This window comes from Streptomyces sp. NBC_00005 (assembly GCF_045160215.1).
Classification (GTDB): domain Bacteria; phylum Actinomycetota; class Actinomycetes; order Streptomycetales; family Streptomycetaceae; genus Streptomyces.
In genome coordinates this window covers 4,034,496-4,061,140 of record NZ_CP108316.1, presented here as the reverse complement: position 1 = coordinate 4,061,140, position 26,645 = coordinate 4,034,496, and the positions used below count along the sequence as shown (strand labels likewise).

Annotated in this window: 27 protein-coding genes and 2 tRNA genes; 16 read left to right on the top strand and 13 right to left on the bottom strand. The window is 70.3% G+C overall.

Translation table 11 applies throughout. The features are described 5' to 3' along the window. The first annotated feature begins 104 nt into the window (after nucleotides 1-104). The 3 genes from OG303_RS18560 to OG303_RS18550 all read left to right on the top strand — a co-directional run bounded on the left by OG303_RS18560 (nucleotide 105) and on the right by OG303_RS18550 (nucleotide 1,138). On the top strand, nucleotides 105-473 hold the full coding sequence (locus tag OG303_RS18560) for a WhiB family transcriptional regulator (protein ID WP_405869513.1): 369 nt from the start codon (nucleotides 105-107) through the stop codon (nucleotides 471-473). After that, nucleotides 470-793, top strand: a complete 324-nt coding sequence (locus OG303_RS18555; protein ID WP_405869512.1) for a hypothetical protein — start codon at nucleotides 470-472, stop codon at nucleotides 791-793. Before OG303_RS18560 ends, OG303_RS18555 begins: the two co-directional genes overlap by 4 nt. Nucleotides 794-928: 135 nt before the next feature. After that, nucleotides 929-1,138, top strand: coding sequence for a hypothetical protein (locus tag OG303_RS18550; RefSeq protein ID WP_405869511.1), 210 nt, complete (start codon nucleotides 929-931; stop codon nucleotides 1,136-1,138). A gap of 73 nt (nucleotides 1,139-1,211) precedes the next feature. Here the strand turns inward: OG303_RS18550 and OG303_RS18545 are convergent, their stop codons facing one another. Then, a complete protein-coding gene (locus tag OG303_RS18545; protein ID WP_405869510.1) occupies nucleotides 1,212-2,579 on the bottom strand; it encodes an ABC1 kinase family protein in 1,368 nt (455 codons plus the stop codon). After that, on the bottom strand, nucleotides 2,572-3,786 hold the full coding sequence (locus OG303_RS18540) for a ThiF family adenylyltransferase (protein ID WP_405877338.1): 1,215 nt from the start codon (nucleotides 3,784-3,786) through the stop codon (nucleotides 2,572-2,574). The genes OG303_RS18545 and OG303_RS18540 overlap by 8 nt, the downstream gene beginning before the upstream one ends. A 273-nt stretch (nucleotides 3,787-4,059) precedes the next feature. Between OG303_RS18540 and OG303_RS18535 the strand changes: the two genes are divergently transcribed. The 4 genes from OG303_RS18535 (at nucleotide 4,060) to OG303_RS18520 (ending at nucleotide 7,955) form a co-directional block, all read left to right on the top strand. Beyond that, a complete protein-coding gene (locus OG303_RS18535; RefSeq protein ID WP_405869509.1) occupies nucleotides 4,060-4,656 on the top strand; it encodes a M48 family metallopeptidase in 597 nt (198 codons plus the stop codon). 117 nt (nucleotides 4,657-4,773) lie between these two features. Continuing rightward, nucleotides 4,774-6,489, top strand: a complete 1,716-nt coding sequence (locus OG303_RS18530) for a TerD family protein (RefSeq protein ID WP_405869508.1) — start codon at nucleotides 4,774-4,776, stop codon at nucleotides 6,487-6,489. Between the two features lie 11 nt (nucleotides 6,490-6,500). Continuing rightward, nucleotides 6,501-7,181: an AIM24 family protein gene (locus tag OG303_RS18525; RefSeq protein ID WP_405869507.1), complete on the top strand. Its 681-nt coding sequence runs from the start codon at nucleotides 6,501-6,503 to the stop codon at nucleotides 7,179-7,181. Between the two features lie 18 nt (nucleotides 7,182-7,199). Beyond that, nucleotides 7,200-7,955 carry an AIM24 family protein gene (locus OG303_RS18520; protein ID WP_405869506.1) on the top strand — a complete coding sequence of 252 codons (756 nt, stop codon included), beginning with the start codon at nucleotides 7,200-7,202 and terminating at the stop codon, nucleotides 7,953-7,955. An 81-nt stretch (nucleotides 7,956-8,036) separates the two neighbouring features. On the opposite strand, the gene OG303_RS18515 is transcribed toward OG303_RS18520, so the two are convergent. After that, entirely contained in the window at nucleotides 8,037-8,558 is a 522-nt protein-coding gene (locus OG303_RS18515; RefSeq protein ID WP_405869505.1) for an NUDIX hydrolase, read from the bottom strand. Beyond that, the gene (locus OG303_RS18510; protein ID WP_405869504.1) at nucleotides 8,555-10,012 is read right to left on the bottom strand and encodes a zinc-dependent metalloprotease; all 1,458 of its coding nucleotides are present in this window, start codon (nucleotides 10,010-10,012) and stop codon (nucleotides 8,555-8,557) included. Before OG303_RS18510 ends, OG303_RS18515 begins: the two co-directional genes overlap by 4 nt. Before the next feature lie 192 nt (nucleotides 10,013-10,204). On the opposite strand from OG303_RS18510, the gene OG303_RS18505 reads away from it, so the two are divergent. The 4 genes from OG303_RS18505 (at nucleotide 10,205) to OG303_RS18490 (ending at nucleotide 13,364) form a co-directional block, all read left to right on the top strand. Beyond that, nucleotides 10,205-11,317, top strand: coding sequence for an SDR family oxidoreductase (locus OG303_RS18505; protein WP_405869503.1), 1,113 nt, complete (start codon nucleotides 10,205-10,207; stop codon nucleotides 11,315-11,317). A gap of 149 nt (nucleotides 11,318-11,466) precedes the next feature. Continuing rightward, entirely contained in the window at nucleotides 11,467-11,928 is a 462-nt protein-coding gene (locus OG303_RS18500) for a molybdenum cofactor biosynthesis protein MoaE (RefSeq protein WP_405869502.1), read from the top strand. A 120-nt stretch (nucleotides 11,929-12,048) separates the two neighbouring features. Then, nucleotides 12,049-12,213 carry a hypothetical protein gene (locus OG303_RS18495; protein ID WP_405869501.1) on the top strand — a complete coding sequence of 55 codons (165 nt, stop codon included), beginning with the start codon at nucleotides 12,049-12,051 and terminating at the stop codon, nucleotides 12,211-12,213. Nucleotides 12,214-12,269: 56 nt separating this feature from the next. Continuing rightward, the gene (locus tag OG303_RS18490; RefSeq protein WP_405869500.1) at nucleotides 12,270-13,364 is read left to right on the top strand and encodes a PDZ domain-containing protein; all 1,095 of its coding nucleotides are present in this window, start codon (nucleotides 12,270-12,272) and stop codon (nucleotides 13,362-13,364) included. Nucleotides 13,365-13,383: 19 nt separating this feature from the next. Here the strand turns inward: OG303_RS18490 and OG303_RS18485 are convergent, their stop codons facing one another. Continuing rightward, nucleotides 13,384-13,926, bottom strand: a complete 543-nt coding sequence (locus OG303_RS18485; RefSeq protein WP_405869499.1) for a PPA1309 family protein — start codon at nucleotides 13,924-13,926, stop codon at nucleotides 13,384-13,386. Nucleotides 13,927-14,090: 164 nt separating this feature from the next. Here OG303_RS18485 and OG303_RS18480 point away from each other — a divergent pair, with 164 nt between their 5' ends. The 4 genes from OG303_RS18480 to OG303_RS18465 all read left to right on the top strand — a co-directional run bounded on the left by OG303_RS18480 (nucleotide 14,091) and on the right by OG303_RS18465 (nucleotide 19,468). Continuing rightward, the gene (locus OG303_RS18480; protein WP_405877336.1) at nucleotides 14,091-17,021 is read left to right on the top strand and encodes a UPF0182 family protein; all 2,931 of its coding nucleotides are present in this window, start codon (nucleotides 14,091-14,093) and stop codon (nucleotides 17,019-17,021) included. Nucleotides 17,022-17,076: 55 nt separating this feature from the next. Then, nucleotides 17,077-17,150: transfer RNA gene (locus OG303_RS18475), tRNA-Met, on the top strand. 204 nt (nucleotides 17,151-17,354) lie between these two features. Continuing rightward, a complete protein-coding gene (locus tag OG303_RS18470) occupies nucleotides 17,355-19,166 on the top strand; it encodes a tetratricopeptide repeat protein (RefSeq protein WP_405869498.1) in 1,812 nt (603 codons plus the stop codon). Between the two features lie 228 nt (nucleotides 19,167-19,394). Continuing rightward, nucleotides 19,395-19,468: transfer RNA gene (locus tag OG303_RS18465), tRNA-Met, on the top strand. Nucleotides 19,469-19,532: 64 nt separating this feature from the next. On the opposite strand, the gene OG303_RS18460 is transcribed toward OG303_RS18465, so the two are convergent. The 6 genes from OG303_RS18460 to hisN all read right to left on the bottom strand — a co-directional run bounded on the left by OG303_RS18460 (nucleotide 19,533) and on the right by hisN (nucleotide 24,355). Then, a complete protein-coding gene (locus OG303_RS18460) occupies nucleotides 19,533-20,678 on the bottom strand; it encodes an ABC transporter substrate-binding protein (RefSeq protein WP_405869497.1) in 1,146 nt (381 codons plus the stop codon). Beyond that, nucleotides 20,675-21,535: an ABC transporter permease gene (locus tag OG303_RS18455; protein ID WP_405869496.1), complete on the bottom strand. Its 861-nt coding sequence runs from the start codon at nucleotides 21,533-21,535 to the stop codon at nucleotides 20,675-20,677. Before OG303_RS18455 ends, OG303_RS18460 begins: the two co-directional genes overlap by 4 nt. Then, nucleotides 21,532-22,299 carry an ABC transporter ATP-binding protein gene (locus OG303_RS18450; protein ID WP_405869495.1) on the bottom strand — a complete coding sequence of 256 codons (768 nt, stop codon included), beginning with the start codon at nucleotides 22,297-22,299 and terminating at the stop codon, nucleotides 21,532-21,534. Before OG303_RS18450 ends, OG303_RS18455 begins: the two co-directional genes overlap by 4 nt. A 142-nt stretch (nucleotides 22,300-22,441) precedes the next feature. Continuing rightward, nucleotides 22,442-22,858 carry a Fur family transcriptional regulator gene (locus OG303_RS18445; RefSeq protein WP_405869494.1) on the bottom strand — a complete coding sequence of 139 codons (417 nt, stop codon included), beginning with the start codon at nucleotides 22,856-22,858 and terminating at the stop codon, nucleotides 22,442-22,444. A 133-nt stretch (nucleotides 22,859-22,991) separates the two neighbouring features. Beyond that, entirely contained in the window at nucleotides 22,992-23,384 is a 393-nt protein-coding gene (locus OG303_RS18440) for a cyclic nucleotide-binding/CBS domain-containing protein (protein ID WP_405869493.1), read from the bottom strand. 170 nt (nucleotides 23,385-23,554) lie between these two features. Further along, a complete protein-coding gene (gene hisN, locus OG303_RS18435) occupies nucleotides 23,555-24,355 on the bottom strand; it encodes a histidinol-phosphatase (protein ID WP_405869492.1) in 801 nt (266 codons plus the stop codon). A gap of 190 nt (nucleotides 24,356-24,545) precedes the next feature. On the opposite strand from hisN, the gene OG303_RS18430 reads away from it, so the two are divergent. Then, complete coding sequence (locus tag OG303_RS18430; RefSeq protein ID WP_405869491.1) at nucleotides 24,546-25,151, top strand: TetR/AcrR family transcriptional regulator; 606 nt, start codon at nucleotides 24,546-24,548, stop codon at nucleotides 25,149-25,151. Between the two features lie 52 nt (nucleotides 25,152-25,203). Here OG303_RS18430 and OG303_RS18425 read toward each other — a convergent pair whose 3' ends face one another. Together OG303_RS18425 and rsgA are read right to left on the bottom strand one after the other, a co-directional pair. Next, a complete protein-coding gene (locus tag OG303_RS18425; protein ID WP_405869490.1) occupies nucleotides 25,204-25,527 on the bottom strand; it encodes a DMT family transporter in 324 nt (107 codons plus the stop codon). A gap of 95 nt (nucleotides 25,528-25,622) precedes the next feature. Beyond that, entirely contained in the window at nucleotides 25,623-26,633 is a 1,011-nt protein-coding gene (gene rsgA, locus OG303_RS18420) for a ribosome small subunit-dependent GTPase A (RefSeq protein WP_405869489.1), read from the bottom strand. Nucleotides 26,634-26,645 lie beyond the last annotated feature (12 nt).

Here is a 26,645-nt window from a genome sequence, read left to right as displayed (position 1 = left end):
ACACCGGGACAGACAGGCGAAGGAGCCTCGGGACAAACAAAGAACCCGGTACCAGCCGCCACCCGGTCCAACAGGGCCGGAACGACAGACGAGGAAGACGAACCGTGCAACTCGAAGCGCACGCCCCGTCAGTACCGCCTTCCGAAACGATCCCCCCGCCCGGCCTCACGGAGGACTCCACCTTGATCCCGCTCACTGCGCTCACCGCGCTCGACGACGCCATCGAGAACCTCGGCGTACCCGTCCCCTGCCGTTCCTACGACCCGGAGTTCTTCTTCGCCGAGTCGCCGGCCGACGTCGAGTACGCCAAGTCCCTCTGCCGCACCTGCCCGCTGATCGAGGCCTGCCTCGCCGGCGCCAAGGAGCGGCGTGAGCCCTGGGGCGTCTGGGGTGGCGAGCTGTTCGTCCAGGGTGTCGTCGTTGCCCGGAAGCGGCCGCGTGGTCGCCCGCGCAAGAACCCGGTCACGGCATGAACATCACAGGAACGATCGACCGCCCCCGCACGAACGACCCCAAGAAGCAGGCCCCGATGAAGCCGTCCACCAACGAGCCCGCCGGCTCCGCGATCGAAGATCTCACCACCACCGGCGTGACCGGTTCACGCCAGAACAGGACCCGCGAGATGCAACTCATCCCAGAAGCCCTGGCTCGTGCGCATATGCACGACCGGCTGCATGAAGCCGAGCGGGAACGCCGGGCCGTGCGCCTGGCGACCGCCCGCCGGATGCAGCGCCGGGCCGAGCGCGCCTCGATGCGCGCCCGCCGCGCGCTCGCCATGGCGGTCATGCAGTAGTCGACAACACCTGAAGCGATGGCCTCCCGACCTCGGGAGGCGTGAGCTCCCCGCGGGGGCCGGTCCGTCCGAACGGACCGGCCCCCGCAGTGCGTTGTGCCCGCGATCCGCGGACCGCGGAGTTATCGTCACCGGGTGACGAGTCTTCCCGGAGGCAGCGACGACACAGGCTCCCCCGCGGAGCCCCAGCCCCTGGTGTGCGCCCGCTGCCGCGCCCGGGCCGAAGGCCCGCAGCTCACCTGGACCTACTCCGTGGAAGACGGCGCCGGCCGCTACTTCTGCGAGGCCTGCTCCCGGGAGAATCTCCGGGCGATCGAAGGGCGGTTGGACTCGGGCTGGTGGTGAGGCGACTTCTCTGGGGCCTCCCCCCCGCCCCCTCCCCCCGCCCACCCTCGGACCCGCAACACGGCAGCCCGGATCACGCCTCCACGGCCGACTCCTCCTCCATGGCCTCCTCCAGGACGAATCCCGGAAGCCATTCCTCCAGCTCCTCGCGCAGTCGCACCGTCGCCCCCAGCTGGCACAGCACGCCGATGGTGCTCAACGTCACACGGTGTATCAGGAGGTAGGCCGGTGGCAGGTTCAGCTGCTTGCCGAGTTGGTGGGCGGGGGAGCGAGGGTCGGCGATACGTGCCGCCTGACTGCGCATCCAGCCGCGCGTGAAGGTGAAGTCGTCGGCCCGGGCAGGTTCGATGATCGGCAGGAGGTAGTCGAGGACCGCGCTGGGGTCCAGCTCGATGGAGTCCTTGACGAAGCCCTCCGCGCAGAGGAGGTCGTAGACGGCCTCCGCATCGCCGTCGATGGTCATGCGCAGGGAGTCGCCGATGGGGGTCGGCAGGCCGCCCGGGAGGCGGTCGACCGTACCGAAGTCCAGGACGCCCAGGCGCCATTCGCCTTCGCCGTCCGGGCCGCCGGGCAGCAGGCGGAAGTTGCCCGGGTGCGGGTCGGCGTGCAGCAGGCCGGTGCGGGCCGGGCCGGAGAAGAGGAAGCGGGCCAGGAGCTGTCCGGCCCGGTCGCGCTGTTCCCGGGTGCCGTCCGCGATGATCTCCGACAGCGGAACGCCGTCGACCCACTCGGTGATCAGCACCTGGTCGCACTGGTGGACCACGCCGGGTACCAGGACGTCCGGGTCGTCCGCGAACTCCTCGGCGTGGGTCTGCTGGGCCTGGGCCTCCAGGCCGTAGTCCAGTTCCTCCGAGACGCGGTCCTTGAGCTCCGCGATCAGAGGCTTGATGTCCATGCCGGGGATGAGCGGGCCCAACAAGCGGGCGAAACGGCTCAATTGGTTCAGGTCGGACAAGAGGGCCTCGCCCGCTCCCGGGTACTGCACCTTGACCGCCACCTCACGGCCGTCGTGCCACACCCCGCGGTGGACCTGCCCGATCGAGGCCGCCGCGGAGGGCTTGTCCTCGAATTCGAGAAACAGGTCGTGCCAGTCCTCCCCGAGCCGCTCGCCGAGCACCCGGTGCACGGTGCGGGTCGGCATCGGCGGCGCCGCCTCCTGCAGCTTCGTCAGCGCCGCACGGTAGGGGCCGGCGACCTCCTCGGGCAGCGCCGACTCGAAGACGGACAGGGCCTGGCCGAACTTCATCGCGCCGCCCTTGAGCTCACCGAGCACCTTGAACAGCTGCTCCGCCGTGCGCTGTTGCAGCTCGCGGCCGACGATCTCCGCGGACTCGCCGACGATCCGCTTGCCGAGTCCCCAGGTCGCCCGCCCGGCGAAGCCGAGCGGGAGCGCGGCGAGCTTGGCAGTCCGGGTGACCGCCTTGCGGGGAAGATCAGACATGCGCCCTCCAAGTCCCTGCCGGCCGCGCCGGGTCTGCCTTACGGCACGACTCCTTCGGCGACCAGTGCCCCTTCATTGTCTCGTGCGAATCCTCGTCCTTAGAGGTGTGTTCTCCCTTACCTTTCTCCGCGGCCCCGCACGAGCATGCCGGATGCGCCCAGACGGGCCTCGCATGCCAGGTCAGACCGGGTAGCGAAACCTCCCAGCGCGCGCTGGCGCTGGTCGGGACCCGGCCGTCCAGGAACGAGAGCGCATGCGCGGCCGCCAGCCCGGCGACCGTCGTGGCCAGCGTCAGGTCGCAGGGCCGCGCCTGGCGTGGCGCGCCGGAGCGCCACTGCGCGACCAGTCGGGGCCAGGCCGGATCCCGGTCGGTGCGCCCCTCGTGCAGACAGCCCGCGCAGCTCGTCTCACCGGGCAGGACGAGGGGACCGACGACGCCGGTCGCTTCCACGACGCCGGCGTACAGATGCGGCGTCCCCGAGGCGATGAGCGGTTCCGCGGTGGTCGGCGCGGGTGCGTGGACGTCGACGTCGTCCCGCGGGGCCAGGATCACCAGCGAGAAGCCGGGCTCGCCGTCAGTGGGCGCAGCCGCGCGGCCGCGGCGTGGTGCACGGTCCGGGGCGGACCGGCGTACGGCCTGCCGGGCGGCCTCGTCCCTGCGGTCGCCGACGGACTCGGCGGGCAGTCCGCCCGGCGCCACGTCCCCCGCCTCGACCCGGCCGACGTCCCGCACGTCGACCTCCCCGATCCCCGCGCCCGCCAGCAGCGAGGCCAGCACCGAGCCCACCCGGCCCGCACCCCGCACCTGCACGCGCAGTGAGCGGCGTGCGGCCAGGCGCCTGATCGCCTCGTCCGGTGCGGTGGCGATCAGGGACAGCGAGGCGAGGTCCGGGCGCAGCCGGGCGAGGACCTCCTTCTTGCCGCGCAGTGTGTCGGCGTCCGGCCCGCCGCCCTTCGCGTCGTCCAGGAGGCCGGCCCGCGCCAGTCGCTGCACCAACATGTCGACATGACCGTCCGGCAGGTCCATGCGGCGCCCTTCCTCGCGCAGGAGGGGCAGCCCGCGGGTGCCGTTGAGCAGGTCGAGGAAGCTGCCCGTCGCCGTGTCCATCGGACCCAGCGTCAGCGCGTGCGCCGGCGCCATCCCGAACTGCACGGTGTTGAGATCGCGCCAGCCGCGCCTGAGCGCGGGCTTCACCGCCGGAGCGATCGGAACCAACTCATCCATGACAGGCCCCCGTAAGCCTTCGTAGAACGTCCCCGTCCGCCGGTGGAAGTCGGTCGGTGACCGGTCGATGGTCGGTCGACGGTCGGTGGGTGGCTTCCCCGGCGAGATCCAGCATGCCCGGACTCACCGTCGGGTGCCGAAAGTTGTCCACAGGGTGTGGGTATTCGTCGTACAAATCAGACGCACGGTGGGCGATCGGCACGGAACCGTCCCGGAGTCGGGACTTCACCCGTGTGCAGCGGGTAACGTCGGGGCGTGCCCGCCGACCCACTGCACAGCGCCGGAATGCCACAGCGCAGCACGACGAGCCAGCCGCCGAACGGCTCGGGGACGAGCGCGATCGAGGTCCGCAGGAGCTCCCGTCGACGCAGGACGGTCTCCGCGTACCGCGAGGGCGATCGCACCGTCGTACTAATCCCTGCCCGGATGTCCGAGGCGGAGGAGCAGCGCTGGGTGACCGTCATGCTCGACAAGCTGGCCGCCCAGGAAAGCAAACGGGTCCTCGGTGACGACGAACTGGCCGAGCGTGCCGAGCGGTTGTCGGCCCAGTGTTTCGACGGCCGCGCCCGGCCCACCTCGGTGCGCTGGGTCACCAACCAGAACACACGCTGGGGCTCGTGCACCCCGGCCGAGGGCAGTATCCGGCTGTCGCACCGGCTGCAGGGCATGCCCGAATACGTCGTCGACTACGTCCTCGTACACGAACTCGCGCATCTGCTCGTGCCCGGGCACGGACCCCGCTTCTGGCGGCTCCTGGAGGCCTATCCGCGCACCGAACGGGCCCGCGGATATCTCGAAGGCGTGGTCGCCGCCGAACGGTTGCCGCATCTGCCGGGTGCTCGCGGGGAGTGATGGCCGCCCGGGGGCGGCGCTTGTGTACCGGGTGTGTACCGACTTCATCCGGTGTCCGAGTTTGCCGTTAGCCTGGCGCGACGCACTCGCATTCGGGATGGGGGACGGTCGTTACGCATGGCCAGGGAATTCCAACGCGGCCACAAGGCCAGGATCAGTGACCTCACCGCGGGCACCGATCTGTACGTAGGCGTGCAGATCAGCGGCCCCGGGTTGACCTTCGACATCAGCTGCTTCGGTCTCGACACCGACGAACGGCTTTCGGACGACCGCTACTTCGTCTTCTTCAACCAGCCGAAGTCCCCCGAGGAGTCCATTCAGCTCCTGGGTACCCAGGCGGGTGACACGGAGTCCTTCCGGGTCACGCTCGACCGGATCCCGGCGCAGATCCAGAAGCTGTCGTTCACGGCGACGCTCGACGGCGCCGGGCAGATGTCGCAGATCGCCCCCGGATACATCCGCATCGTCGCGGGCGGCGAGGAGGTGGCCCGGTACGCCTTCAGCGGCTCCGAGTTCTCCACCGAACGCGCCGTCATGCTGGGCGACTTCTACCTGAAGGACGTGTGGCGGTTCGCGGCCGTCGGACAGGGCTTCGACGGCGGCCTCGACGCGCTGCTGAAGAACTTCGGCGGCGAGGTCATGGAGGAGGAGGCGCCCGCGGCGCCCGCTCCGCAGCAGCCGCAGACCGGTGCCGCCCCCGGGTTCGGTCCACCGGCCCAGGCCTCCGCACCGCCCGCGTTCGGCGCCCCGGGCCCCGCGCCGGCCCCGGCTCCGCAGCCCGCCGCGCAGGGCTTCGCGCCGCCCCCGGGAGCGACTTTGCCCCCGGCACCCGCGCCTGCGCCCGCGCCGAACGTGCACGCCGCGCCCACCATCATCGCGCCCATGACCCCGCCCGGCGGCGCCCCGGTGCCGCCCCCAGGACCGGCGCCCGCACCGTACGGGCAACCGCCCCAGCAGCAGCCGTACGGCCAGCCCCCCGGGCAGACCGCGCCGCTGCCGCCCGGCTACGGCCAGCCCCAGGCACCGCACGCGCCCCAGGCCCCCCACGCTCCCGCCCCACCGCCCGGCTACGGGCAGCCGACCCCGCCTCCCGGCTACGGTCAGCAGCCCCCCATGGGCCAGGTCCCGGGCCAGCAGTCCTACGGCGTTCCGCAAGGCGCCCCCCAGGGTGGTGCGGGCGTCACCGCCGCGCTCCAGCAGTTCAAGGAGACGCCCACCGGGCAGCGCTGGACGCAGCAGAACAAGAAGCTCGTCCGCGTCGACCTCGGCATCGGTGGCCAGCCCGTGCTCGCCCGCCAGGGCAGCATGGTGCTCTACCAGGGCAAGGTCGACTTCAGCTACAAGGGCGCCGGGTTCGCCGGCCGGATCGTCGGAAACGCGACCGGCCAGGAGATGCAGCTGATGCGCTGCACCGGCCAGGGCCAGGTGTTCCTCGCCGAGAACTCCACCCACCTGCACCCCGTCGAGCTCCAGGGCGACGCGATCTGCGTCTCCGCGGAGAACGTCCTCGCCTTCGACGAAAGCCTCCAGTACGAGGTCCGCCGCGTCGAGGGACACGGCATCCCCGGGGGCGCGCTGTTCACGATGCAGTTCCAGGGGACCGGCACGATCGTCGTCAAGACGCACGGCACGCCCGTGGTCCTGCCGGTCACGCCGACCACCTTCGCCGACTGCAACGCGGTCGTCGCCTGGTCGGCGGCCTCCCAGGTGATCGTCTCCAGCCAGGTCCGGATGCGCCGCAACGCCTACCCGGGCGACACCGGGGAGAGCGTCAACCTGCAGTTCCGGGGCGCCCCCGGCAACTTCATCGTCGTCCAGCCGTACGAGGTCTGAGGGAGCCCGTCATGAACCAGCCACTCGCGGGCTACGCTCCCGCACCCGTCACCGCCCGCATGGAGAACCACGGCAACCACATGCTGAAGGTCGCCATGCAGACCGGAAACGACCTCCTCGCGCGCGTGGGGTCGATGGTCGCCTACGAAGGCTTCATCCAGTACGAGCCCAACCCGCCGGCCGTGCGCCAGATCGCCCGCGACTGGATCACCGGCGAGGGCGCACCCCTGATGAAGGCCTCGGGCGACGGACTGCTCTACCTCGCCGACTACGGCGCCAACGTCGTCGTGATGAACCTCAACGGCGACGGGATCTCCGTCAACGCCACCAACCTGCTCGCCTTCGACGCGTCCCTCACCTGGGGCGTCGAGCGGGTCAAGGGGCTCGCGAAGTTCGCCGGCCAGGGGCTGTGGAACACCAAGATCTCCGGGCAGGGCTGGGTCGCGCTGACCTCCCGGGGCAAGCCGATCGTCGTCGACTGCGGTGGCGGCGAGGACGAGACGTACGTCGACCCGGACGCGCTCGTCGCCTGGTCCCCGAACCTCAAGGTGAAGGGCAAGCGCAGCTTCAAGGCGCAGTCCCTGATCGGCCGCGGCAGCGGCGAGGCCTACCAGATGGCCTTCTCCGGTCAGGGCATCGTCGTCGTCCAGCCCAGCGAGGACAGCACCGACCGCCTTCGGGTCCGGGGCTGAGGGGGAGCCAGAAACGTCATGCAGAGTCCGCTTTTCGCCTTCAACGACTCGCAGTCCCGGGAGCGCTACAGCCTGCAGAACAAGCAGATGCTGCGCGTCACCCTGGAGGGCCACGACGACATCCTGGCCCGCAAGGGCACCATGGTCGCCTACCAGGGGCTCGTCGAGTTCGACGCCGAGTACCAGAGCACCCAGCAGGCGTACGCGCGTGCGGCCACCGGCGAGGGCCTCAACCTGATGCGCTGCCACGGGCAGGGCACGGTCTACCTCGCCAACCTCGCCCAGCACATCCATGTGGTGGAGGTCGAACAGGACGGGCTGACGGTCGACAGCACCTACGTACTGGCCATGGACTCCTCGCTGCACCACGACGTCATCGCCGTGGACAGCCAGTACGGCATCTCCGGCTCGGGGAAGTACCAGCTCAACATCACCGGCCGCGGCAAGGTCGCCCTGATGACCTCGGGCGCGCCCCTGATGATGCAGGTGACGCCCGACAAATACGTCAACTGCGACGCCGACGCGATCGTCGCCTGGTCGACCGGGCTGCGCGTCCAGATGCAGGCCCAGACGCACTCCTCGGGGGTGTGGCGGCGTCGCGGCAACACCGGTGAGGGCTGGGAGCTCAGCTTCATGGGCAGCGGCTACGCACTAGTCCAGCCGAGTGAGCTGCTGCCGCCGCAGAACGCCCAGATCGGGCAGGGCATGGCCGCGCAATACGGCATGGGGCAGCACGGGGCGCGGGCGCAGAACCAGGGCAACGTCTGGAGCTGAGCGTCGTCCGGAGCTGAGCGTCCGGAAAGCCAACGTAAGGGGCGCCCGCCGATGCGGGCGCCCCTTTCACGTTGCCGGGGCTCACAGCCTGGCGCGCGTCGCCTCCAGCAGTCGTACGACCGACTCGTCGGCCACGTCCGCCACCTCGTCGTGGGCGAACCAGCGCAGGTCGAGAGACTCGTCGCTGATCTCCTGGACCGCTCCGGGCGGTGCCACGACCGCGTACTGGACGTCGAAGTGCCAGTGGCAGGGCGCCGGGATGGCGTGCCGGTCCAGCCGCACGGGGCCGCCCGGCAGCAGCGTCAGCCCGGAGATGCCCGACTCCTCCGTGGCCTCGCGCAGTGCGGCGGCCTCCAGGGTGGCGTCCTCCGGCTCGCAGTGGCCGCCCATCTGCAGCCACATCCGCAGCTTCTTGTGCAGGGTCAGCAGGACCCGGCCGTGCTCCGGATCGATCACCAGGGCGCTGGCCGTGATGTGGCCCGCATGGCAGGCCTTCCACATGCCGTCCGGGTGGGCGGCCAAGTGGTCCAGATACGCCTGGCGCAGCTCTCCCTGGTCCTCGAACCCCTTCAGGACGAGGACCGCGTCGTCGTACAGGCTCACTCGGTGTCGTCGCCCTTGTCGTCGCTCTTGGGTTCGCTCCCGGTGTCCTTCTTCAGGTCCGGCTTCCCGGCGGAGCCGCTCGCCGCCTCGCCGAGCATCTTGTCGAGCTCGGAGAAGTCCAGCTGCTCGCGGTGCACGAAGCCGTCCGGGTCGTCCAGGTCGGAGGCCGTCGGGAGCATGTCCGGGTGGGACCACAGGGCGTCCCGGCCGTCGACCCCGCGCGCGTCCGTGAGGGACGCCCACAGGCGCGACGCGTCGCGCAGGCGGCGCGGGCGCAGCTCCAGACCGATCAGCGTGGCGAACGTCTGCTCCGCCGGGCCGCCCGTCGCACGACGGCGGCGCAGGGTCTCGCGCAGCGCGTCCGCGGACGACAGGCGGGGCTTCGCGGCCGCGTGCACCACCGCGTCCACCCAGCCCTCGACGAGCGCAAGAGCCGTCTCCAGACGGGCCAGGGCCGCCTTCTGCTCCGGGGTGTCCTCCGGCTGGAACATGCCCTGCTGGAGGGCGTCCTGCAGCTGTTCCGGGTTCTGCGGGTCGAACTGGCCGACCACGTCCTCCAGCTTGGCCGTGTCGACCTTGATCCCGCGCGCGTACCCGTCGACCGCGCCGTACAGGTGCGAGCGCAGCCATGGCACGTGCGCGAAGAGGCGCTGGTGGGCGGCCTCGCGCAGGGCGAGATACAGCCGCACCTCCTCCTTCGGCACGCCCAGGTCCTTGCCGAACGCCTCGATGTTCACCGGCAGCAGCGCGGCCTTGCCGGCCGGGCCGAGCGGCAGGCCGATGTCGGTGGAACCGACGACCTCGCCCGCGAGCACGCCGACGGCCTGCCCGATCTGGGTGCCGAACATCGCGCCGCCCATGGAGCGCATCATGCCGATCAGCGGGCCCGCCATGGCCTGCATCTCCTCCGGCAGGACATCGCCCATCGCCGCGCCGACGCGCTCGGCCACCGGGTCGACGAGTTCCTTCCACGCGGGCAGGGTCGCCTCGACCCACTCCGCGCGCGACCACGCCACCGCGGAGCCGGCGCCGGAGGGCAGCGACGTCGCGTCGTCCAGCCACAGATCGGCCAGACGGACGGCCTCCTCGACCGCGGTCCGCTCCGAGGGGCCGATGCTCGCGTCCTTGGTGCCGTCAGGGGTGCCCTGGGAGACGGTCTGGCGGGCGATCTGCTTGGCCATGTCCCAGTTCACCGGACCGCCCTCGTACGAGAGCATCTGGCCCAGCTGCTGGAACGCGGCGCCCAGGTCGGTGGGGTTCAGCGAACCGAACATGGCGGCGAGCGGATTGTCCGCACCGGGGCCACCGAAGCCTCCGGCCCCGGGCAGCCCGCCGAAACCGAACGGGTTGTCCGGTCCCTGACCACCACCGCTCTCCTGGTCCTTCTTCTTGCCCTCGTCGCCGTCGTCCGGCTCCTCCGGCGGAAGGCCGAATCCGAATGGGGTGTCACTCACGGGATTCCTCGGCTGTTAAGGCCGCCGGTTGTCTCCGACGGCACGACTGCCCGATAACACCACCCAGCGTAGACACCATGAGCGGTTCGGGCCTCGGTGCTTCGCCGACTCTTGGCCTGCGGCAGGATGGATGCCACCTGGTACGGACGCGTCACTCGCGTTCTTACTGAAGACAACCGCTGGAGACGCCCGGTGAGTTCCCCAGATCCGCAGGTTCGCGCAGCGCGAAACGAGTCAACCCCTCCCGTGGCACGCGGGCCCGTCGTCGCGGTCACCGGCGCCGCGTCCGGCATCGGCGCCCTGCTCACCGAGCGGCTCGTCACCTCGGACGAGATCAAGCAGGTCATCGCCATCGACGAGCGGCGCGGCGAGTGCGCGGCGGCACAGTGGCACATTCTGGACGTGCGGGATCCGGCCATCGCGGAGAAGCTGCGGGGCGCGGACGTGGTGGTGCACCTGGCGCTCGATCTTGATCTGGAGACCGACCCCGCCGCCCGTACGGCCTACAACGTACGGGGGACGCAGACCGTACTGACCGCCGCCGCCGCGGCCGGGATCCACCGGGTCGTGCTGTGTACGTCCGCCATGGTGTACGGGGCGCTGCCGGACAACGAGCTGCCGCTGTCCGAGGACGCCGAGCTGCGGGCCACGGCCGAGGCCACCGGCGTGGGCGATCTGCTGGAGATCGAGCGGCTCGCGCGGCGCGCACCGCGGGCGCACCCGGGACTCAACGTCAGCGTCGTGCGCCCCGCAGTGCTCGTGGGAGGCACGGACACCGCGCTGACCAGGTACTTCGAGTCGCCCCGGCTGCTCGTCGTCGCCGGTTCGCGGCCCGCCTGGCAGTTCTGCCACGTCGAGGACCTGTGCAGCGCTCTGGAGTACGCCGTCCTGGAGAAGGTCGAGGGCGAGCTCGCCGTCGGCTGCGACGGCTGGCTGGAGCAGGAGGAGGTCGAGGAGCTCAGCGGGATCCGGCGGATGGAGCTGCCTTCGGCGGTCGCTCTGGGCGCGGCGGCCCGGCTGCACCGGATCGGGCTGACGCCGTCTCCGGCCGGGGACCTGGCGTACACGATGTACCCGTGGGTGGTGAGCGGAAGCCGGCTGCACGACGCGGGATGGCGGCCGCAGTGGACCAACGAGGAAGTGCTCGCGGAGCTTCTGGAGGAGGTCTCCGGGAGGCACACGGTCGCCGGCCGGCGGCTGGGCCGCAAGGACGCGACCGCGGCCGGTGCCGCGGGAGCGACGGTGGCTCTGCTGGGTGCGGCGGCCGTGGTGCGACGCGCACGGAAGGCACGGCGCCGGATCTGAGGGCGTGCCCTTCACGAGCCCCGTGGGATCTGAGGGCGTGCCCCTCACGAGCCCCGTACGAGCCCTGTAGGAGACTCCAAAGCCGCACGCGCGCGTGCCGGGTGAAACATCTATTCCGCGTCGTCAGTGGCGTGCGGCACGATGGGGGCATGGCACCCACCAACGACCACCCCGGCGAGCTGGCCGCACAGGATCCCGTCAAGCTGATCGCGATCCGTGAGACCGCGCTCTCCTTGGACGAGGTCTTCAAGGCCGTGGGGGACGACGCCGCCGGGGGGACCGCGCTGTTCGTGGGGACCGTGCGGAACCACGACGGGGGCACCGATGTCGACCGGCTCGGCTATTCGTGCCACCCCAGTGCCGAGGCCGAGATGCGGCGGATCGCCGAGAAGGTCGTCGCCCAGTACCCGGTGCGCGCTCTGGCCGCCGTTCACCGGATCGGTGACCTGGACGTCGGGGATCTCGCGGTCGTCGTCGCCGTGTCGTGTCCGCATCGGGGCGAGGCTTTCGAGGCCTGCCGGAAGCTGATCGACGATCTGAAGCACGAAGTGCCCATCTGGAAGCACCAGACCTTCTCCGACGGCACTGAGGAGTGGGTGGGGGCCTGCTGATACCCCTGCGCGCCCCTCGGGTTGCGTAACCGCACACCTGCCGTGAGCGTTGTCAGTGCGGCTGGTTAATGTGCTGATCAGTCAGTTCTCGCGGTTGCTCACTGGGGTTGGGAGGTCGGCATGGGTGCGCTCCTGTGGTTGTTGATTCCGCTCTGCGCGGCGATCGGTGCCGGTCTGTGGGGCAGTTGGGCCAACCGGACCCACAAGGCGCGCGGCGACGGGCCCGAGCTCACCGGGTACGCCCGCTTCCGTGAGGCCATGGAGAAGCCCCATTCCGGTGCGTGACATGACAGAGGCGGGGCTGACGGTGCGCTGACAGCAGCGTCCCGTAATGTCGTGGCATGCCACGCCGCACCGCGACGATGCTCGCCTCCACCCTGATGCTGATCGCGCTTCTGTGCGCGGGAGTGTTCATCCCCGTGCCGTACTCGGAGATGTCCCCGGGACCGACGGTGAACACGCTCGGGGACCACGACGGCGAGCCGGTGCTGCAGATCTCCGGACGCAAGACGTACGCGGCCAGTGGGCACCTGAACATGACCACCGTGCGGGTCACCAGCGCCGACTACAAGATGAACCTCGTCGAGGCCGTCTACGGATGGCTCGCCCACGACAGCAAGATCGTGCCGCACAACACGCTCTACCCGGACGGCAAGACCGAGGAGCAGTCGACCCAGGAGAACGCCGAGGAGTTCAGCCAGTCCCAGGAGAGCGCCAAGGTCGCCGCCCTCAAGGAGCTCGATGTCCCGGTGAAGACCTGGGTGATCGTCTCCACTGTGGTCAAGGACTCCCCGGCCGAGGGCAAGCTGCACGCCGGTGACGTGATCAAGGCCGTCGACGGCACGACCGTGAAGCAGCCGACCGATGTCGCCAAGCTCGTGACCAAGCACAAGCCCGGCCAGGACGTCGTCTTCACGATCATCCCCGCCAAGGAACAGGCCGCCGCCGAGAAGAAGAACACGACGGCGACCAAGACCCAGAACATCACGATCACGACCACCACCTCCGACGACAGCGGCGCGAAGCGCGCCATCGTCGGGATCTCCGCGGGGACGGATCACACGTTCCCGTTCACCATCGACATCAAGCTCGCCGACGTCGGCGGGCCGAGCGCCGGTCTGATGTTCTCGCTCGGCATCTACGACAAGCTCACGCCGGGCGACCTGACGGGCGGCAAGTTCGTGGCCGGCACCGGGACGATCGACGACAAGGGCAAGGTCGGCCCGATCGGTGGCATCGAGATGAAGACGGTGGGCGCGCGCGGCAAGGGCGCCCAGTACTTCCTGACGCCGGCCGAGAACTGCGCGGCCGCCGCCAAGGACACCCCCAGTGGGCTCACCCTGGTCAAGGTGAACACCATCGACGACGCCCTCGGCGCGCTGAAGGACATCCGCACCGGCAAGACGTCCGACCTGCCGAAGTGCACGGCCAAGTAGCCCGAAGGGCTGCGCAGGCCTACTCCTCGAAGGTCGCCGACAGCGCCTCCGCCAGGCCCGGCACCAGGCCGGCACCCGTGAGGACCTCCGTCGGGGCGTCCTTCTCGCGCAGGCGCACGGCCGAGTCACGGGCGCCGTCGCGCAGCACCGCCACGGTCATCCGGACCTCCTGACGGTCCGGATGGTCCGCAACCCACTTCGCCAGCTTGGCCTCGCTCAGCCCCTCGGGAACCTGGGCCTCGGCGGACGGCGGCAGCATCATCCGCTCCACCGTCAGCGCGCAGCCGGCCACCGCGTCGGGCCAGGCGATCGTGGCGAGGAACTCGTCCAGCGGCTTGCCCGCCGGGATCTCCTCCTGCTCGATCGGGGTGAGACCGCTGGTCTCGGGCTCGTCCTGCAGGCCGAGCTGGGCCGCGAGGGCCGGTTCCTGCGACCGCAGCCGAGCGGTGTCTACGAGGGCGAAGAGGCGGGCGGGCTGGTCCCAGCCGAGGCCGGAGGCGTACTCGTCGATCTCGAGTACGGCCCGGGTGAGCGGGCTCGCTGCCATGGGAGTGTTGGACATGGTCACAATCCTGCCTCGTTCATGGCCGGAATCGGGAACCGAGTAAACGGTGAGTAAGTTGCATAGGTGTGGGCCCACGATCACGGGGGGCCACGGAAGGTCCACGAACACGCGGACCTGACGAACCGACAGCGAACTTCGAGGTGCGCACCTTGGCTTTCCAGATGCCGGACCGCGGCGGAGGCCCGACGGGGCCGCGGATCAGAGTGGGCCGCCCGTCGCGGCGTGTCCGGACCCTGCTCATGACACTGGGCGTCCTTGCCGTGCTCGGCATGGCGTTCACCATGTTCGCGGGCTTCTGGACGGACTGGCTCTGGTACCGCTCGGTGAACTACTCGTCCGTCTTCACCACCACCCTGTGGACCAAGATCGGACTGTTCTTCGTCTTCGGCCTGCTGATGGCCCTCGCGGTCGGCTTCAACATCTGGCTGGCGCACCGGCTGCGGCCACCGCTGAGCGCCATGTCGATGGAGCAGCAGAGCCTCGACCGCTACCGGATGGGCATCGCGCCGTACAAGACCTGGCTGCTGCTCGGGATCACCGCCCTGGTGGGCCTGATCGCCGGTGCCTCGGCGTCCAGCCAGTGGCGCACCTGGCTGATGTGGGTCAACGGCGTGCCCTTCCACCAGAAGGACCCCCAGTTCCACCTCGACGTCTCGTTCTACGCGTTCGACCTGCCCTGGTACCGCTTCCTGCTGGGCTTCGGCTTCGCCGCCGCGATCCTGTCCCTGATCGCCGCCGCGCTCACCCACTACCTGTACGGCGGGCTCAGGATCACCTCCCCGGGCGCGCGTGCCACCGGCGCCGCGACGGGTCATCTGTCGGTGCTGCTCGGCCTCTTCGTCGCCCTGAAGGCGGTCGCGTACTGGCTCGACCGGTACGGCCTCGCGGTGAAGTCCAGCGACTTCAAGGCGACGGACGACTGGACCGGTCTCAGGTACGTCGACGCGAACGCCTACCTGCCGGCGAAGACGATCCTGTTCTGCATCGCCGTCATCTGCGCACTGCTGTTCTTCGCCACCCTGTGGCGGCGCACCTGGCAGCTGCCCGTGATCGGCTTCGGCCTGATGGTGCTCTCGGCGATCCTGATCGGCGGGCTGTACCCGGCGATCGTCCAGAAGTTCCAGGTCCAGCCCAACGAGCAGGCCAAGGAAGCGCCGTACGTCCAGAAGAACCTCAAGGCGACGCGCGAGGCCTACGGCATCGACGACACCAAGGTCAGTGACTACTCGGGGACGAGCACCACCAAGGACAAGAGCAAGCTGCGCGACGACGTCGACTCCACGGCGAGCATCCGCATCCTGGACCCGAACATCGTCTCGCCCACGTTCCAGCAGCTCCAGCAGATCAGGAACTACTACGCGTTCCCGACCAACCTGGACGTCGACCGGTACAGCAAGGACGGCAAGAACGGCGGGGATCAAGACACGGTCATCGGTCTGCGTGAGCTGAACCTCAACGGCATTCCGAAGAACAACTGGATCAACGACCACTTCCGCTACACCCACGGCTACGGCGTGGTCGCCGCCAAGGGGACCGCGGCCGACGCCAACGGCCAGCCCGTCTTCACCGAGTCCGACCTGCCCTCCCGGGGCGACCTGGGGACGTACGAGCAGCAGATCTACTACGGCGAGAAGACCACCACCTACTCGATCGTCGGCGGTCCCCAGAAGGAGATCGACTACTCCGACGACAGCGGTGAGAAGACCACCAGCTACACGGGCAAGAGCGGCGTCAACCTCGCCAACCCGGTCAACCGGGCCGCCTACGCGGTGGCGTTCAACGAGCCGCAGATCCTCTACTCCGGTGCGATCGGCGAGGGTTCGCGCATCCTGTACAACCGCACTCCCAAGGAGCGCGTCGAGGCGGTGGCGCCCTGGCTGACCATCGACGGCGACGCGTACCCGGCCGTGGTCAACCACCGTATCCAGTGGATCGTCGACGCCTACACGACGACCAACGGATACCCGTACGCCTCCCGTACGACCCTCGGTGACACGACGGCCGACTCGCTGACCGCGACCAACAACTCGCGCGCGGTGGTGGCCCAGCAGAACCAGGTCAACTACATCCGCAACTCGGTGAAGGCGACCGTCGACGCGTACACCGGTCAGGTCAAGCTCTACCAGTGGGACACCCAGGACCCGGTCCTGAAGACCTGGATGAAGGCCTTCCCCGGCACGGTGAAGCCGAAGACCGCCATCTCCCAGTCGCTGATGGACCATCTGCGGTACCCGCAGGACCTGTTCAAGGTCCAGCGCGAGCTGCTGACCCGCTACCACGTCACCAACCCGACGACCTTCCTCAGCGGCAGCGAGGTGTGGCAGGTGCCGGACGACCCGACCAACAAGTCGGGCAACGCGGTGCCGCCGTACTACCTGAGCATGAAGATGCCCGACCAGTCGGCGCAGGCGTTCTCACTGACGACGACCTTCACGCCCAACGGCCGGGACAACCTCAGTGCGTTCATGACGGTCGACGCCGAGGCGGGCACCACTGACTACGGCAAGATCAGAATCCTGAAACTGCCGACGAGTACGACGGTCGACGGGCCCAAACAGGTCCAGAGCCAGTTCAACTCCGAACAGGACATCGCCGAGTCGATCAAGCTGCTGAAGGGCGGCGACTCCGACATCGAGTACGGCAACCTGCTGACCGTCCCACTCGACGGGGGACTGCTGTACGTGGAGCCGGTCTACGTACGCGGTGGTGGACTCAAGTACCCGCTGCTGCGGAAGGTGTTGGTCAGCTACGGCGACAAGACCGCCTTCGAGAACACCCTCGGCGAGGCCCTCAACAAGGTCTTCGGAGCGGAGAGTTCGACCACACCACCGCCGGACGAGGGGACGACCAAGCCACCGACGTCCAGCAACCCGACGGTCCAAGAGGCGCTGAACGACGCCCAGAAGGCCTTCGACGCCGGCCAGGAAGCCCTCAAGAAGAACGACTGGCAGGCGTACGGCGAGGCGCAGAAGGACCTCGAGGACGCGCTCAAGAGGGCCGAGGCGGCGCAGTCCAAGGCCGACAAGACGAGTGGTGGCAGCAGCGACAAGAGCAGTAGCAGTCCCAGTCCGAGCAGCAGCCCCAGCGGCTAGCAGGACTGCTGCTGATCAAGGCCGCCCGCGTCGTGGTACGGTTGCCGAACAACGACGCGGGGTGGAGCAGCTCGGTAGCTCGCTGGGCTCATAACCCAGAGGTCGCAGGTTCAAATCCTGTCCCCGCTACTCAATTCGAAGGCCCGGATCCATCAGGATCCGGGCCTTCGTGATGTGCGAACGCATGTGCCGACCCGGGGGATGGCCGTGCCGCCGTGGGGAGTTGGGAGAACTGTGTTTGACTTGTCTCTCTGTGGGCATGTCGACAAAACGCTGAAGTGACCTCACTGGCTGCGGTATACCAGGTGTACCCAGGTTGCAGGTGGTGCGACGATGGACGTTATGGGGGACAAGGCAACTCTGTTCGAGACAGGGCGATTTGTGCAGCCTCCCGAACCGGACGAAGCCGGGGAGGTGGCTGAGGAGGCCGTCGAGGAAGTTCGTCAGCGGCTCGCCGCGGAAGCCGGCGACGTCGAGGCGATGAGTGTCCTCGGGGCCATGCTGCTGCGCCGCGGTGATCTCGACGGAGCCGAGGCCCATCTGCGTGCTGCCACCGCCGCGGGAGACCGCGCCGCCGCCAACAACCTCGGGGTCCTTCTCCATCAGCGCGGATACGCCGACGAGGCCGCCGGCTGGTGGCGCATCGCCGCCGTTGCCGGGTCCGCGGCGGCCGCCCATGCGCTGGGGCGCCACCACCGTGAGCGCGGGGACGAGCCCGCCGCCGAGTACTGGCTGCGGCAGTCCGCCGAGCAGGGGCACGCCCTGGGCGCCTATGCGCTCGCCGACCTGCTGGAGCACCGCGGGGGCGCCGGGGCCGAGGACTGGATGCGGGCCGCGGCCGAGCGGGGGCACCGGGAGGCGGCGTACCGGCTGGCGCGTGCGCTTGATCGCAAGGCCGTGAGCGAGGGCGAGAGCGGGACTGACAACGGTGTCGCGCTGCTGGAGCAGGCCGAGCAGTTCTACCGGCAGGCGGCCGCGCGCGGGCACCGGCGGGCCGCGCTGCACCTCGGCGCGATCCTGGAGAAGCGCGGTGAGCTCCGGGAGGCCGGGCGCTGGTATCTGACGTCCGCCAAGGACGGTGAGGCGCGGGCCGCCTGCGCGCTCGGCTTCCTGCTGCGCGACGCCGGGGACACCGAGAGCGCCGCCGTGTGGTGGCTCAGGGCCGCCCAGGACGGGGACGGCAACGCGGCCAACGCGCTGGGCGCGCTGCACGCCGAGCGAGGCGAGACGCAGACCGCGGAGCGCTGGTACCGGGCGGCGATGGACGCCGGCGACGACAACGGCGCGTACAACCTCGGGCTGCTCTGCGCCGAGCAGGGGCGGACCGGGCAGGCCGAGCAGTGGTACCGGCGGGCCGCGTACGCCGGGCACCGCGAGGCGGCGAACGCGCTGGCGATCCTGCTGCTGCAGGGCGGCGACGCCACGGGTGCCGAGCCGTGGTTCTCCAAGGCCGCCGAGGCGGGAAGCGTGGACGCCGCGTTCAACCTGGGGATCCTGCACGCCGGACGGAGTGAGGACGCCGTAGCGCTGCGCTGGTACGAGCGTGCCGCGGCCGCCGGGCACACGGAGGCGGCGCTGCAGGTCGGGATGGCGCGGCTGCGGGACGGTGACGAGCGGGCGGCGGAGCGGCATCTGCGCTGTGCGGCCGGGGGCGGGAGCGCGGAGGCCGCCTACCGGCTGGCGACCGTGCTCGACGCTCGGCGGCCGCCGGAGCCCGCGCACGAGCTGGGCGAGGCGGTGCACGAGAAGACCGAGTGCGAGGAGTGGTACGAGCGGGCGGCCTCCCAGGGGCACCGGCGGGCGCAGGTGCGCGTCGGGATGATGGCCGCGGCGCGGGGGGACGTCGTGGAGGCGGCCCGGTGGTACCGGGTGGCCGCGGAAGCCGGGTCCCGCAACGGCGCCTTCAACCTCGGGCTGCTGCTGGCTCGCGAGGGGAGCGAGCCCGAGGCGGCGGTGTGGTGGACGCGGGCCGCCGACGCGGGGCACGGGCGGGCGGCGTTGCGGCTGGCCCTGGTCTACGCGCGTCGGGGCGAGCTGGCGGAGGGGCAGCGGTGGGCGGACCGGGCGGTCTCTCTGGGGCCGGCGGAGGTTTCTGAGCGGGCGGCTCGGTTGCGGGACGCGTTGCGGCAGGAGCTTTCGGCGTGACGCTGCGCTGAGCTGCGGCGGTTGTGGGTTGCCCTGTGCTCGGCTGCACCCGCCTGGGGGCCGCACCCGCCCGGGGGCTGTGCCCCCAGACCCCCCTTCGTCCTGAACGGCCTCGTCCTCAAACGCCGGACGGGCTGAAAGATCGGCCGTGGTGAAGAAGCCGCAGAGATGCTGGTCGTAAGCGATTTGCCTTTGTCCTCGTCGCTGACGTAACGTTGCGTTCATCGCCGCGGGGTGGAGCAGCTCGGTAGCTCGCTGGGCTCATAACCCAGAGGTCGCAGGTTCAAATCCTGTCCCCGCTACTGAAGGCCGAGGGCCGGAATCCAGAAATGGATTCCGGCCCTCGGTGCGTTCGGGGCCGGAGATCTATGGGGTGTGGCCCACCGCCTCCTCGTAGAGGGCTCGGTCCACCGTCTTGGACTCCGGGAGTGCGACTCCCTGGGTGGCGCCCTGGGCGCGGTAGGCGGACTGGAGGCGGGTCGTGGTGCCCTTGCGGATCTCCCAGTCCATGCGGAGGGACGGGGTGGCCCGGAGAATCGACTTGTCGATCTTCAGGAGTTTCGACAGATAGGTGACGAAGGTCGCATCCGTCTTGTAGTCCGACGCGAAGTACGTGTTCACCGTCCGGATGTACGCCCTCAGCAGGGCCACCCCCGCATCCACGTCGTCGTGCAGCAGCGTGCGGCCGTAGAGCAGTCCGCCCAGTGGCTCGCCCAGCGGTTGGCCGCCGAGGAAGGCGTATCCCGCCTTGCCGTCGACCTTGCGCCAGATCGGGTCGAGCAGCCAGGCCGAGTCGACGCCGCCGTTCTGCAGGGCCGTGAGAACGTCCGCCGAGCCCAGCTGGCGGTACTGGATCTTGTCCAGGCCGCCGCCGTGCCGGGCGAGGGCCTTCTGCATGGGGTACGCGATCACCGAGCCCTTGCCGATCATCGTGCCGAGCGTGCGGCCGGCCATCGGGACCTGCGTCGCCGTCTCGTCCTTCTTCAGCCGCGCCCACAGACCGCTCTTCGACTTGGGGTCGGGCGAGAAGTTGCCCGCGACCCATTTGATGTCGAAGCCGCCCTTGATGCCGTTCATGACGGCCGCCTCCGGGGCCGCCCAGAGCGCGTCTATGTCGCCCTTGGCCAGCAGGGGGAGCGCGTCCGGGGTGGGCAGCACCTTGAGCGTGACGTCCAGGCCCTCCGCCTTGAACTCGCCCTTGTCCAGGGCGACTTCGAGCGGTGCGACGTACTCGGCGCTCAGTGTTCCCGTCGCGATCGTCACCTTCCGCGTCTTGGGGAGGGGGTCCGCGGAAGGGGCGAGCGGCTCGCAGCGGGCCGGTGTGCGGGTCGGCGAGAGGTCGGCCGGGTCCGTCCAGGACGACTTGCCGCAGCCTTCGACCGGGCGGATCGTGCGGTCTCCCGCTCCCGCCTTCGCCCCGGCGTCGTCCGAGTACGGCGAGGACGAGCAGGCCGCCGACGTGAGCAGCGCGGCGACGGCGACGACCGCGGCGCCGTAGGTGCGCCTTCTCATGACTGTCCCCTTCCCCTGTCCTTCGGCGCCCACGGGGTGAGCAACCGGCCCATCAGGCGCACCAGTTCAGAGAACAGCACCCCGAGAACGGCCACGCAGACGATGCCGACGAACATCACGTCGTTCTGGAACAGCGCGCGTGAGTCGAAGATCAGATGCCCCAGGCCGTTCGCCGCGGCGATCTGTTCCGAGGCGACGATCACCAGGACTGCCACGCCCGCCGCGATCCGCGCGCCCACCAGGACGGAGGGGAGGGAGGCGGGCAGGAGCACGTGCCGGAACATCTGCCAGGGCGAGGCGCCGAAGACCCGGCCCGCGTCGCGGTGGCCGGACGGGATGGCGACCACCGCCGACATCGTGGAGATCCAGACGAAGAAGAAGACCGTGGTCGCCACCAGGGCCACCTGCGGGCCCTCGCCCAGGCCGAACATGTTCAGGAAGATCGGGAGCAGGGCCAGTTTCGGAACGACGTAGAGGGCGTCCAGGAGGGGTTCGAAGGCCGCTCGGACCAGGGGCAGTGAGCCCATCAGGAGGCCCAGGACATAGCCCGCCGCCGTGCCGAGCACGTAGCCGGCCAGGACGCGCTTGAGCGTCGCCCACACGTCCGGCCACAGGTCGCCTGCCGCGGCGCGGTCCCAGCCGTCGGCGAGGATCGTGGACGGGGCCGGGTAGACGCGGTCGTCGATCCAGGCCTGGGTGGCGGCCAGTTGCCAGAGCAGGACCAGGAGGAGGGGGACGGCCGCCGCCAGGGACAGTTCCAGGGCGCGACGGCGGCGGTGGGCGCTCACGGGGTGGAGTTCTTCCGGGCCCGGGCGGCGTACCAGGGTCGATTCCTTGCTCGGGGCGATCGTCGTCATGCGGGTGCAGCCTCCTTCCGCAGCAGGTCCCACAGCTCGCTCTTGAGGGCCGTGAACTCGGCGGTGGTGCGGACGTCGCCGGTGCGTGGGCGCGGGAACGGCGGCACGTGTTCGGCGATGATCCGGCCCGGGCGGGCGGACATCACCAGGACGCGGTCGCCGAGGACGATCGCCTCCTCCAGGCTGTGGGTGATGAAGAGCGTGGTGGTGCGCGTGGACTGGGTCAGGTCCAGGAGCTCGTCCTGGAGGATCGTGCGGAGTTGGGCGTCGAGCGCGGCGAACGGCTCGTCCATCAGGAGGAGTTCGGGTTCCACGGCCAGTGCGCGGGCGATCGCGACGCGCTGGCGCATGCCGCCCGAGAGGGTCGCCGGGTAGGCGTCGGCGAAGTCGGCGAGGCCCATACGGGCCAGCCACGCGTCGGCGCGCGCGTTCGCCTCGCGGCGCGGGACGCGCTGGACGTCCAGGCCGAAGCGGACGTTGGCGCGCACCGACTTCCAGTCGTAGATGCCGTAGTCCTGGAAGATCATGGCGGCGGGGCGGGCGCTCGACGTGCGGATCTCCAGGGTGCCGGTGCTCGGGCGGAGCAGGCCCGCGGCGATGCGCAGGAGCGTCGACTTGCCGCAGCCCGACGGGCCGACCAGGCAGACGAACTCGCCGGAGGCGACGGTGAGATCGAGGGGACCGAGGGCGTCGACGGTGCGGGGCGGGCGGCCGAAGGTACGGGTCAGATCGGAGGCGTGGAGTTTTGGGTGCGGATCTCCCACGGTTGCTCCTTGCGGAGTTCGGTACGGAGCGGGGGGTGCCGCACGACGATATGACGGACCGTCAGATTCAGGAAGCCTGTAGGCAGCACAAAGCCCCGGCATCCCCAAGGGGTGCCGGGGCCTCGGTGAAGGCCGAAGGGCGCTAGGCCGCCGCGCAGTTCGGGCAGATGCCGCGGTAGGTGACCTCGACGTCCGACACCGTGAAGCCGAAGCGCTCCGTGTCGGGGAGGTCGGCGAGCGGGTTGCCGCTCGGGTGGACGTCGCGGATCGCGCCGCACTGGGCGCAGACCAGGTGGTGGTGCGGACGGTGCGCGTTCGGGTCGTACCGCTTGGCGCGCTTGTCGGTGGAGACCTCGAGCACCTCGCCGAGGGAGACCAGCTCGCCCAGCGTGTTGTAGACGGTCGCCCGGGAGATCTCGGGCAGCTTGGTGACGGCCCTGGAGTGGACCTCGTCGGCCGTCATGTGTACGTGCTCACCGTCGAGAACCTCGGCCACGACGCGACGCTGCGCGGTCATACGCCATCCGCGTCCGCGCAGTCGTTCCAGAAGGTCGCTCATGAAGCCCAGCCTAACAGCCGGGGGACCATTTTCCGAACAGGTGTGATTTTGGATACCTGCTGGTTTTGGATTGAGTCTAAGGCGGGCGGGTGAGGGGTGGGCCGGGCCCTCGGGGCCCGGCCCACCTGTGCGATCAGGCGGGCACGTGCTGCCGTACCGGTGCCCAGCAGCGGATGATGTCCCGGACCGAGACGATGCCGGCGGGCTCGCCCCGGTCGAGGACGATGAGGTGGCGGAAGCCGCCGTGGGCCATGGCTCGGGCCGCTTCGTCCAGCGTCCAGGACGGGGCGGCGAAGACGACGTCGCTGGTGGTGTGGTCGTAGGTGCGTTCCGTGTCCGGGTCCTGGCCGAGGCCGATGGAGTTGAGGATGTCGCGTTCGGTGAGGATGCCGATGCCGCCGGCGTCCGGATCGAGGACCACGGCCGCGCCTACACGGCGGGCGGACATCAGGGCTGCGGCCTGGCGGAGCGTGTGGGCGGGGCCGATGGTGAGGACCACCGTGCTCATGGCGTCGCGGACGAGCATGGAAGGGAGCCACCTCCTAGGGAACCCCTGGTGACTGACGGATCCCGGTCCGTTAGTTCAGGAATTCACAAGTTCACAAGTGGGGGGACTCTCAGAGTCGCAGGTAAAGCACGGGTCAACAAGAGGGCGCGTGCGGCTACTTCGGGGCGTGCGCGTTCACCCCGTGTTTCTCAGTACCGCTCGTTGAGATACCCCAGGAACTCGTCGTGCAGCAGGCCGTTCGACGCGGCCGCGTTGCCGCTGTGCGGGCCGGGGCGGCCGTCGAGGCCGGTGAAGGTGCCGCCCGCCTCGGTGACGATGATCGCGTTGGCGGCCATGTCCCAGAGGGAGAGTTCCGGTTCGGCGCAGATGTCGACCGAGCCCTCGGCGACCATCATGTAGGGCCAGAAGTCGCCGTACGCGCGCGTGCGCCACACCTCGCGGGTCAGGTCCAGGAAGCCGCCCAGCCGGCCCTGGTCCTCCCAGCCGGTCAGGGAGGAGTACGCGAAGGAGGCGTCCGACAGCTTCGAGACCTGGGAGACGCGCAGGCGGGAGGCCGAGGTGAGGCTGCGGCCGGTGAAGGCGCCGCCGCCCTGCGCGGCCCACCAGCGGCGGCCGAGCGCGGGGGCCGAGACGACGCCGACGACGGGCCGGTAGCCGCCCTCCGCCGCCTCCATCAGGGAGATCAGCGTGGCCCACACCGGCACACCGCGTACGTAGTTCTTGGTGCCGTCGATCGGGTCGATCACCCAGCGGCGGGGTCCGGTGCCCTCGATGCCGTACTCCTCGCCGAGGATTGCGTCGCGGGGGCGGGCGCGCTGGAGCTGGCCGCGGATGAGTTCTTCCGCCGCCTTGTCCGCTTCGCTCACCGGGGTCATGTCCGGTTTCGTCTCGACCTTGAGGTCGAGTGCCTTGAAGCGGGCCATGGTGGCCGCGTCGGCGGCGTCCGCGAGGACGTGGGCGAAGCGGAGGTCGTCGAGGTAGTCCGGCATGGAACGCACGCTATCCGGCGAGGTCGCGATGGGGCCACCGGGCCTTCCTCACGGTTTGGCGGCACATCGGGCGGCCCCCCGATGGCTCACTGCCGCCGAAGGGCGCCCGCGCGTGCGCTCGCGAACCCTTGACAGTGCCCCCGCGCGCGTCAAATCTGGGCGCAGAGCCGCTCGCCCCAGGGAGGCGATGATGCCTGCAGCGCGGGAATCCCTACTGGACGCCGCGTACACGGCGCTGGCGCGCCGACCATGGTCCGCCGTGCGCATGGTGGACGTGGCCGCGGTGGCCGGAGTGTCCCGGCAGACCCTCTACAACGAGTTCGGCAGCAAGGAAGGTCTTGCCCGGGCACTGGTGAGAAGGGAGGCGGACGCGTACCTCGCCGGGGTCGAACGTGCGCTCACCACGCACAGCGACGCCCGTGAACGGCTGACCGCGACCGCCGAGTGGACCGCCTCCACGGCCCGCGACAACGCGCTCGTACGGGCCATGCTGACCGGTTGCTGGAGCGAGCGGTTGCCCTCGCCGACGCTGTCCGCGGTGCCGTCCTCCTCGGCGGTGCCGGCGCAGCGGCGGGCGGACGGACCGCTGCCGTCGCCCGGCGACTTCGTGGCGATGGTCCGTGACCGGGCCGTGGCCGTGCTGTCGGGACCCGGCGCGTTCAAGCCGGACACCGCCGAACTGGCGCGCTCCTGCGAGCTCGTGGTGCGCATCGCCCTGTCCTGCGTCGCGGCGCCGCCGGGGGAGGGCGGGGTGGCGGACCTGGTGCGGACCGCTCTGCCCCGGCAAGTGGCGTAGGGCGGCGGTCACTTGAGCCGGGCGACGGCGTGCTGGTCGCCCGGCGCAGGCTCTAGTGGGCCGATCCGGAGAGCTGGAGGCCGATCACGCCGACGATCACGAAGCTGATCGAGATGAGCTTCAGCGTCGACACCAGGTCGCCGAGGAAGATCATGCCGTAGATCGCGGTGCCCGCCGCGCCGATGCCGGTCCACACGGCGTAGGCGGGGCCGACGTCCAGCTTTCGCAGGGCAAGGGTGAGGAGGCCGAAGCTGCCCAGGGCGAAGATGCAGAACGCGACCGTGGGCCACAGGCGGGTGAAGCCGTGGGAGAGCTTGAGGCACACGGCGAAACCCGTTTCGAGCAACCCGGCCACTACTACCAGCAGCCACGCCATGTGTGGTCCTCCCGTATGTCCGGCTCGGTGCGATTATGCACTTACCGGACTCGCGCACTCACAAACAACGCTGAGGTCAGTCGCCTTGCTTCCGCTCAGTCGCCCTCCGTCCGCTCACGGGTCGACAGCAGCCGGCGCAGGGAGTACAGGCGGGCCGGGTCGGCATGTCCGTCGGCCACCCACTGGTCCAGCGCGCAGTCCGGCTCGTCGTGACTGCATGCGCGCGGGCAGCCCTCGGTGCCGGGCTCCAGGTCCGGGAAGGCCTTGATGACCCGGGACGGGTCCACGTGGTGCAGACCGAAGGAGCGCACGCCGGGGGTGTCGACGACCCAGCCCGCACTGTCCGGCAGCGGGATCGCGCGCGCCGAGGTGGTGGTGTGCCGGCCGCGGCCCGTGACGGCGTTGACGATGCCGGTACTGCGTCGCCGCTCCTGCGTGACCAGCGCGTTGACCAGGGTTGTCTTGCCCACGCCCGAGTGCCCGACGAACGCCGTCATCTTGCCGTCCAGCTGCTTGCGGACGCGGTCCACCGCCGCGCCGCTCTCCAGTTCCTCACGGCTGGTCACGACGTAGGGGACGCCCAACGCCCCGTACAGCTCGAGGAGTTCGTCGGGAGAGGCGAGGTCGGACTTGGTGAGGACGAGCAGCGGGTCGAGACCGCCGTCGTACGCCGCGACCAGACAGCGGTCGATCAGGCGCGGGCGCGGCTCGGGATCGGCGAGGGCGGTGACGATGGCCAGCTGGTCGGCGTTGGCGACGACCACGCGCTCGTACGGATCGTCGTCGTCCGCGGTGCGCCGCAGGACCGAGGTGCGCGGCTCGATGCGGACGATACGGGCGAGGGTGTCCTTGCCCCCGGACAGGTCGCCCACGATGGCCACTCGGTCGCCGACCACCGCGGCCTTGCGGCCGAGTTCGCGGGCCTTCATCGCCGTGACCACGCGGTCCTCGACGAGACAGGTGAGGCGGCCCCGGTCGACGGTGACGACCAGGCCGTCCACCGCCTCCTCGTGCTTGGGCCGGATGTTCGTACGAGGCCGGTTGCCCTTGCGGTTCGGGCGGCTTCGGATGTCGTCCTCGTCGGTGTGCTTGCCGTAGCGGCGCATGGCGTGAGTCCC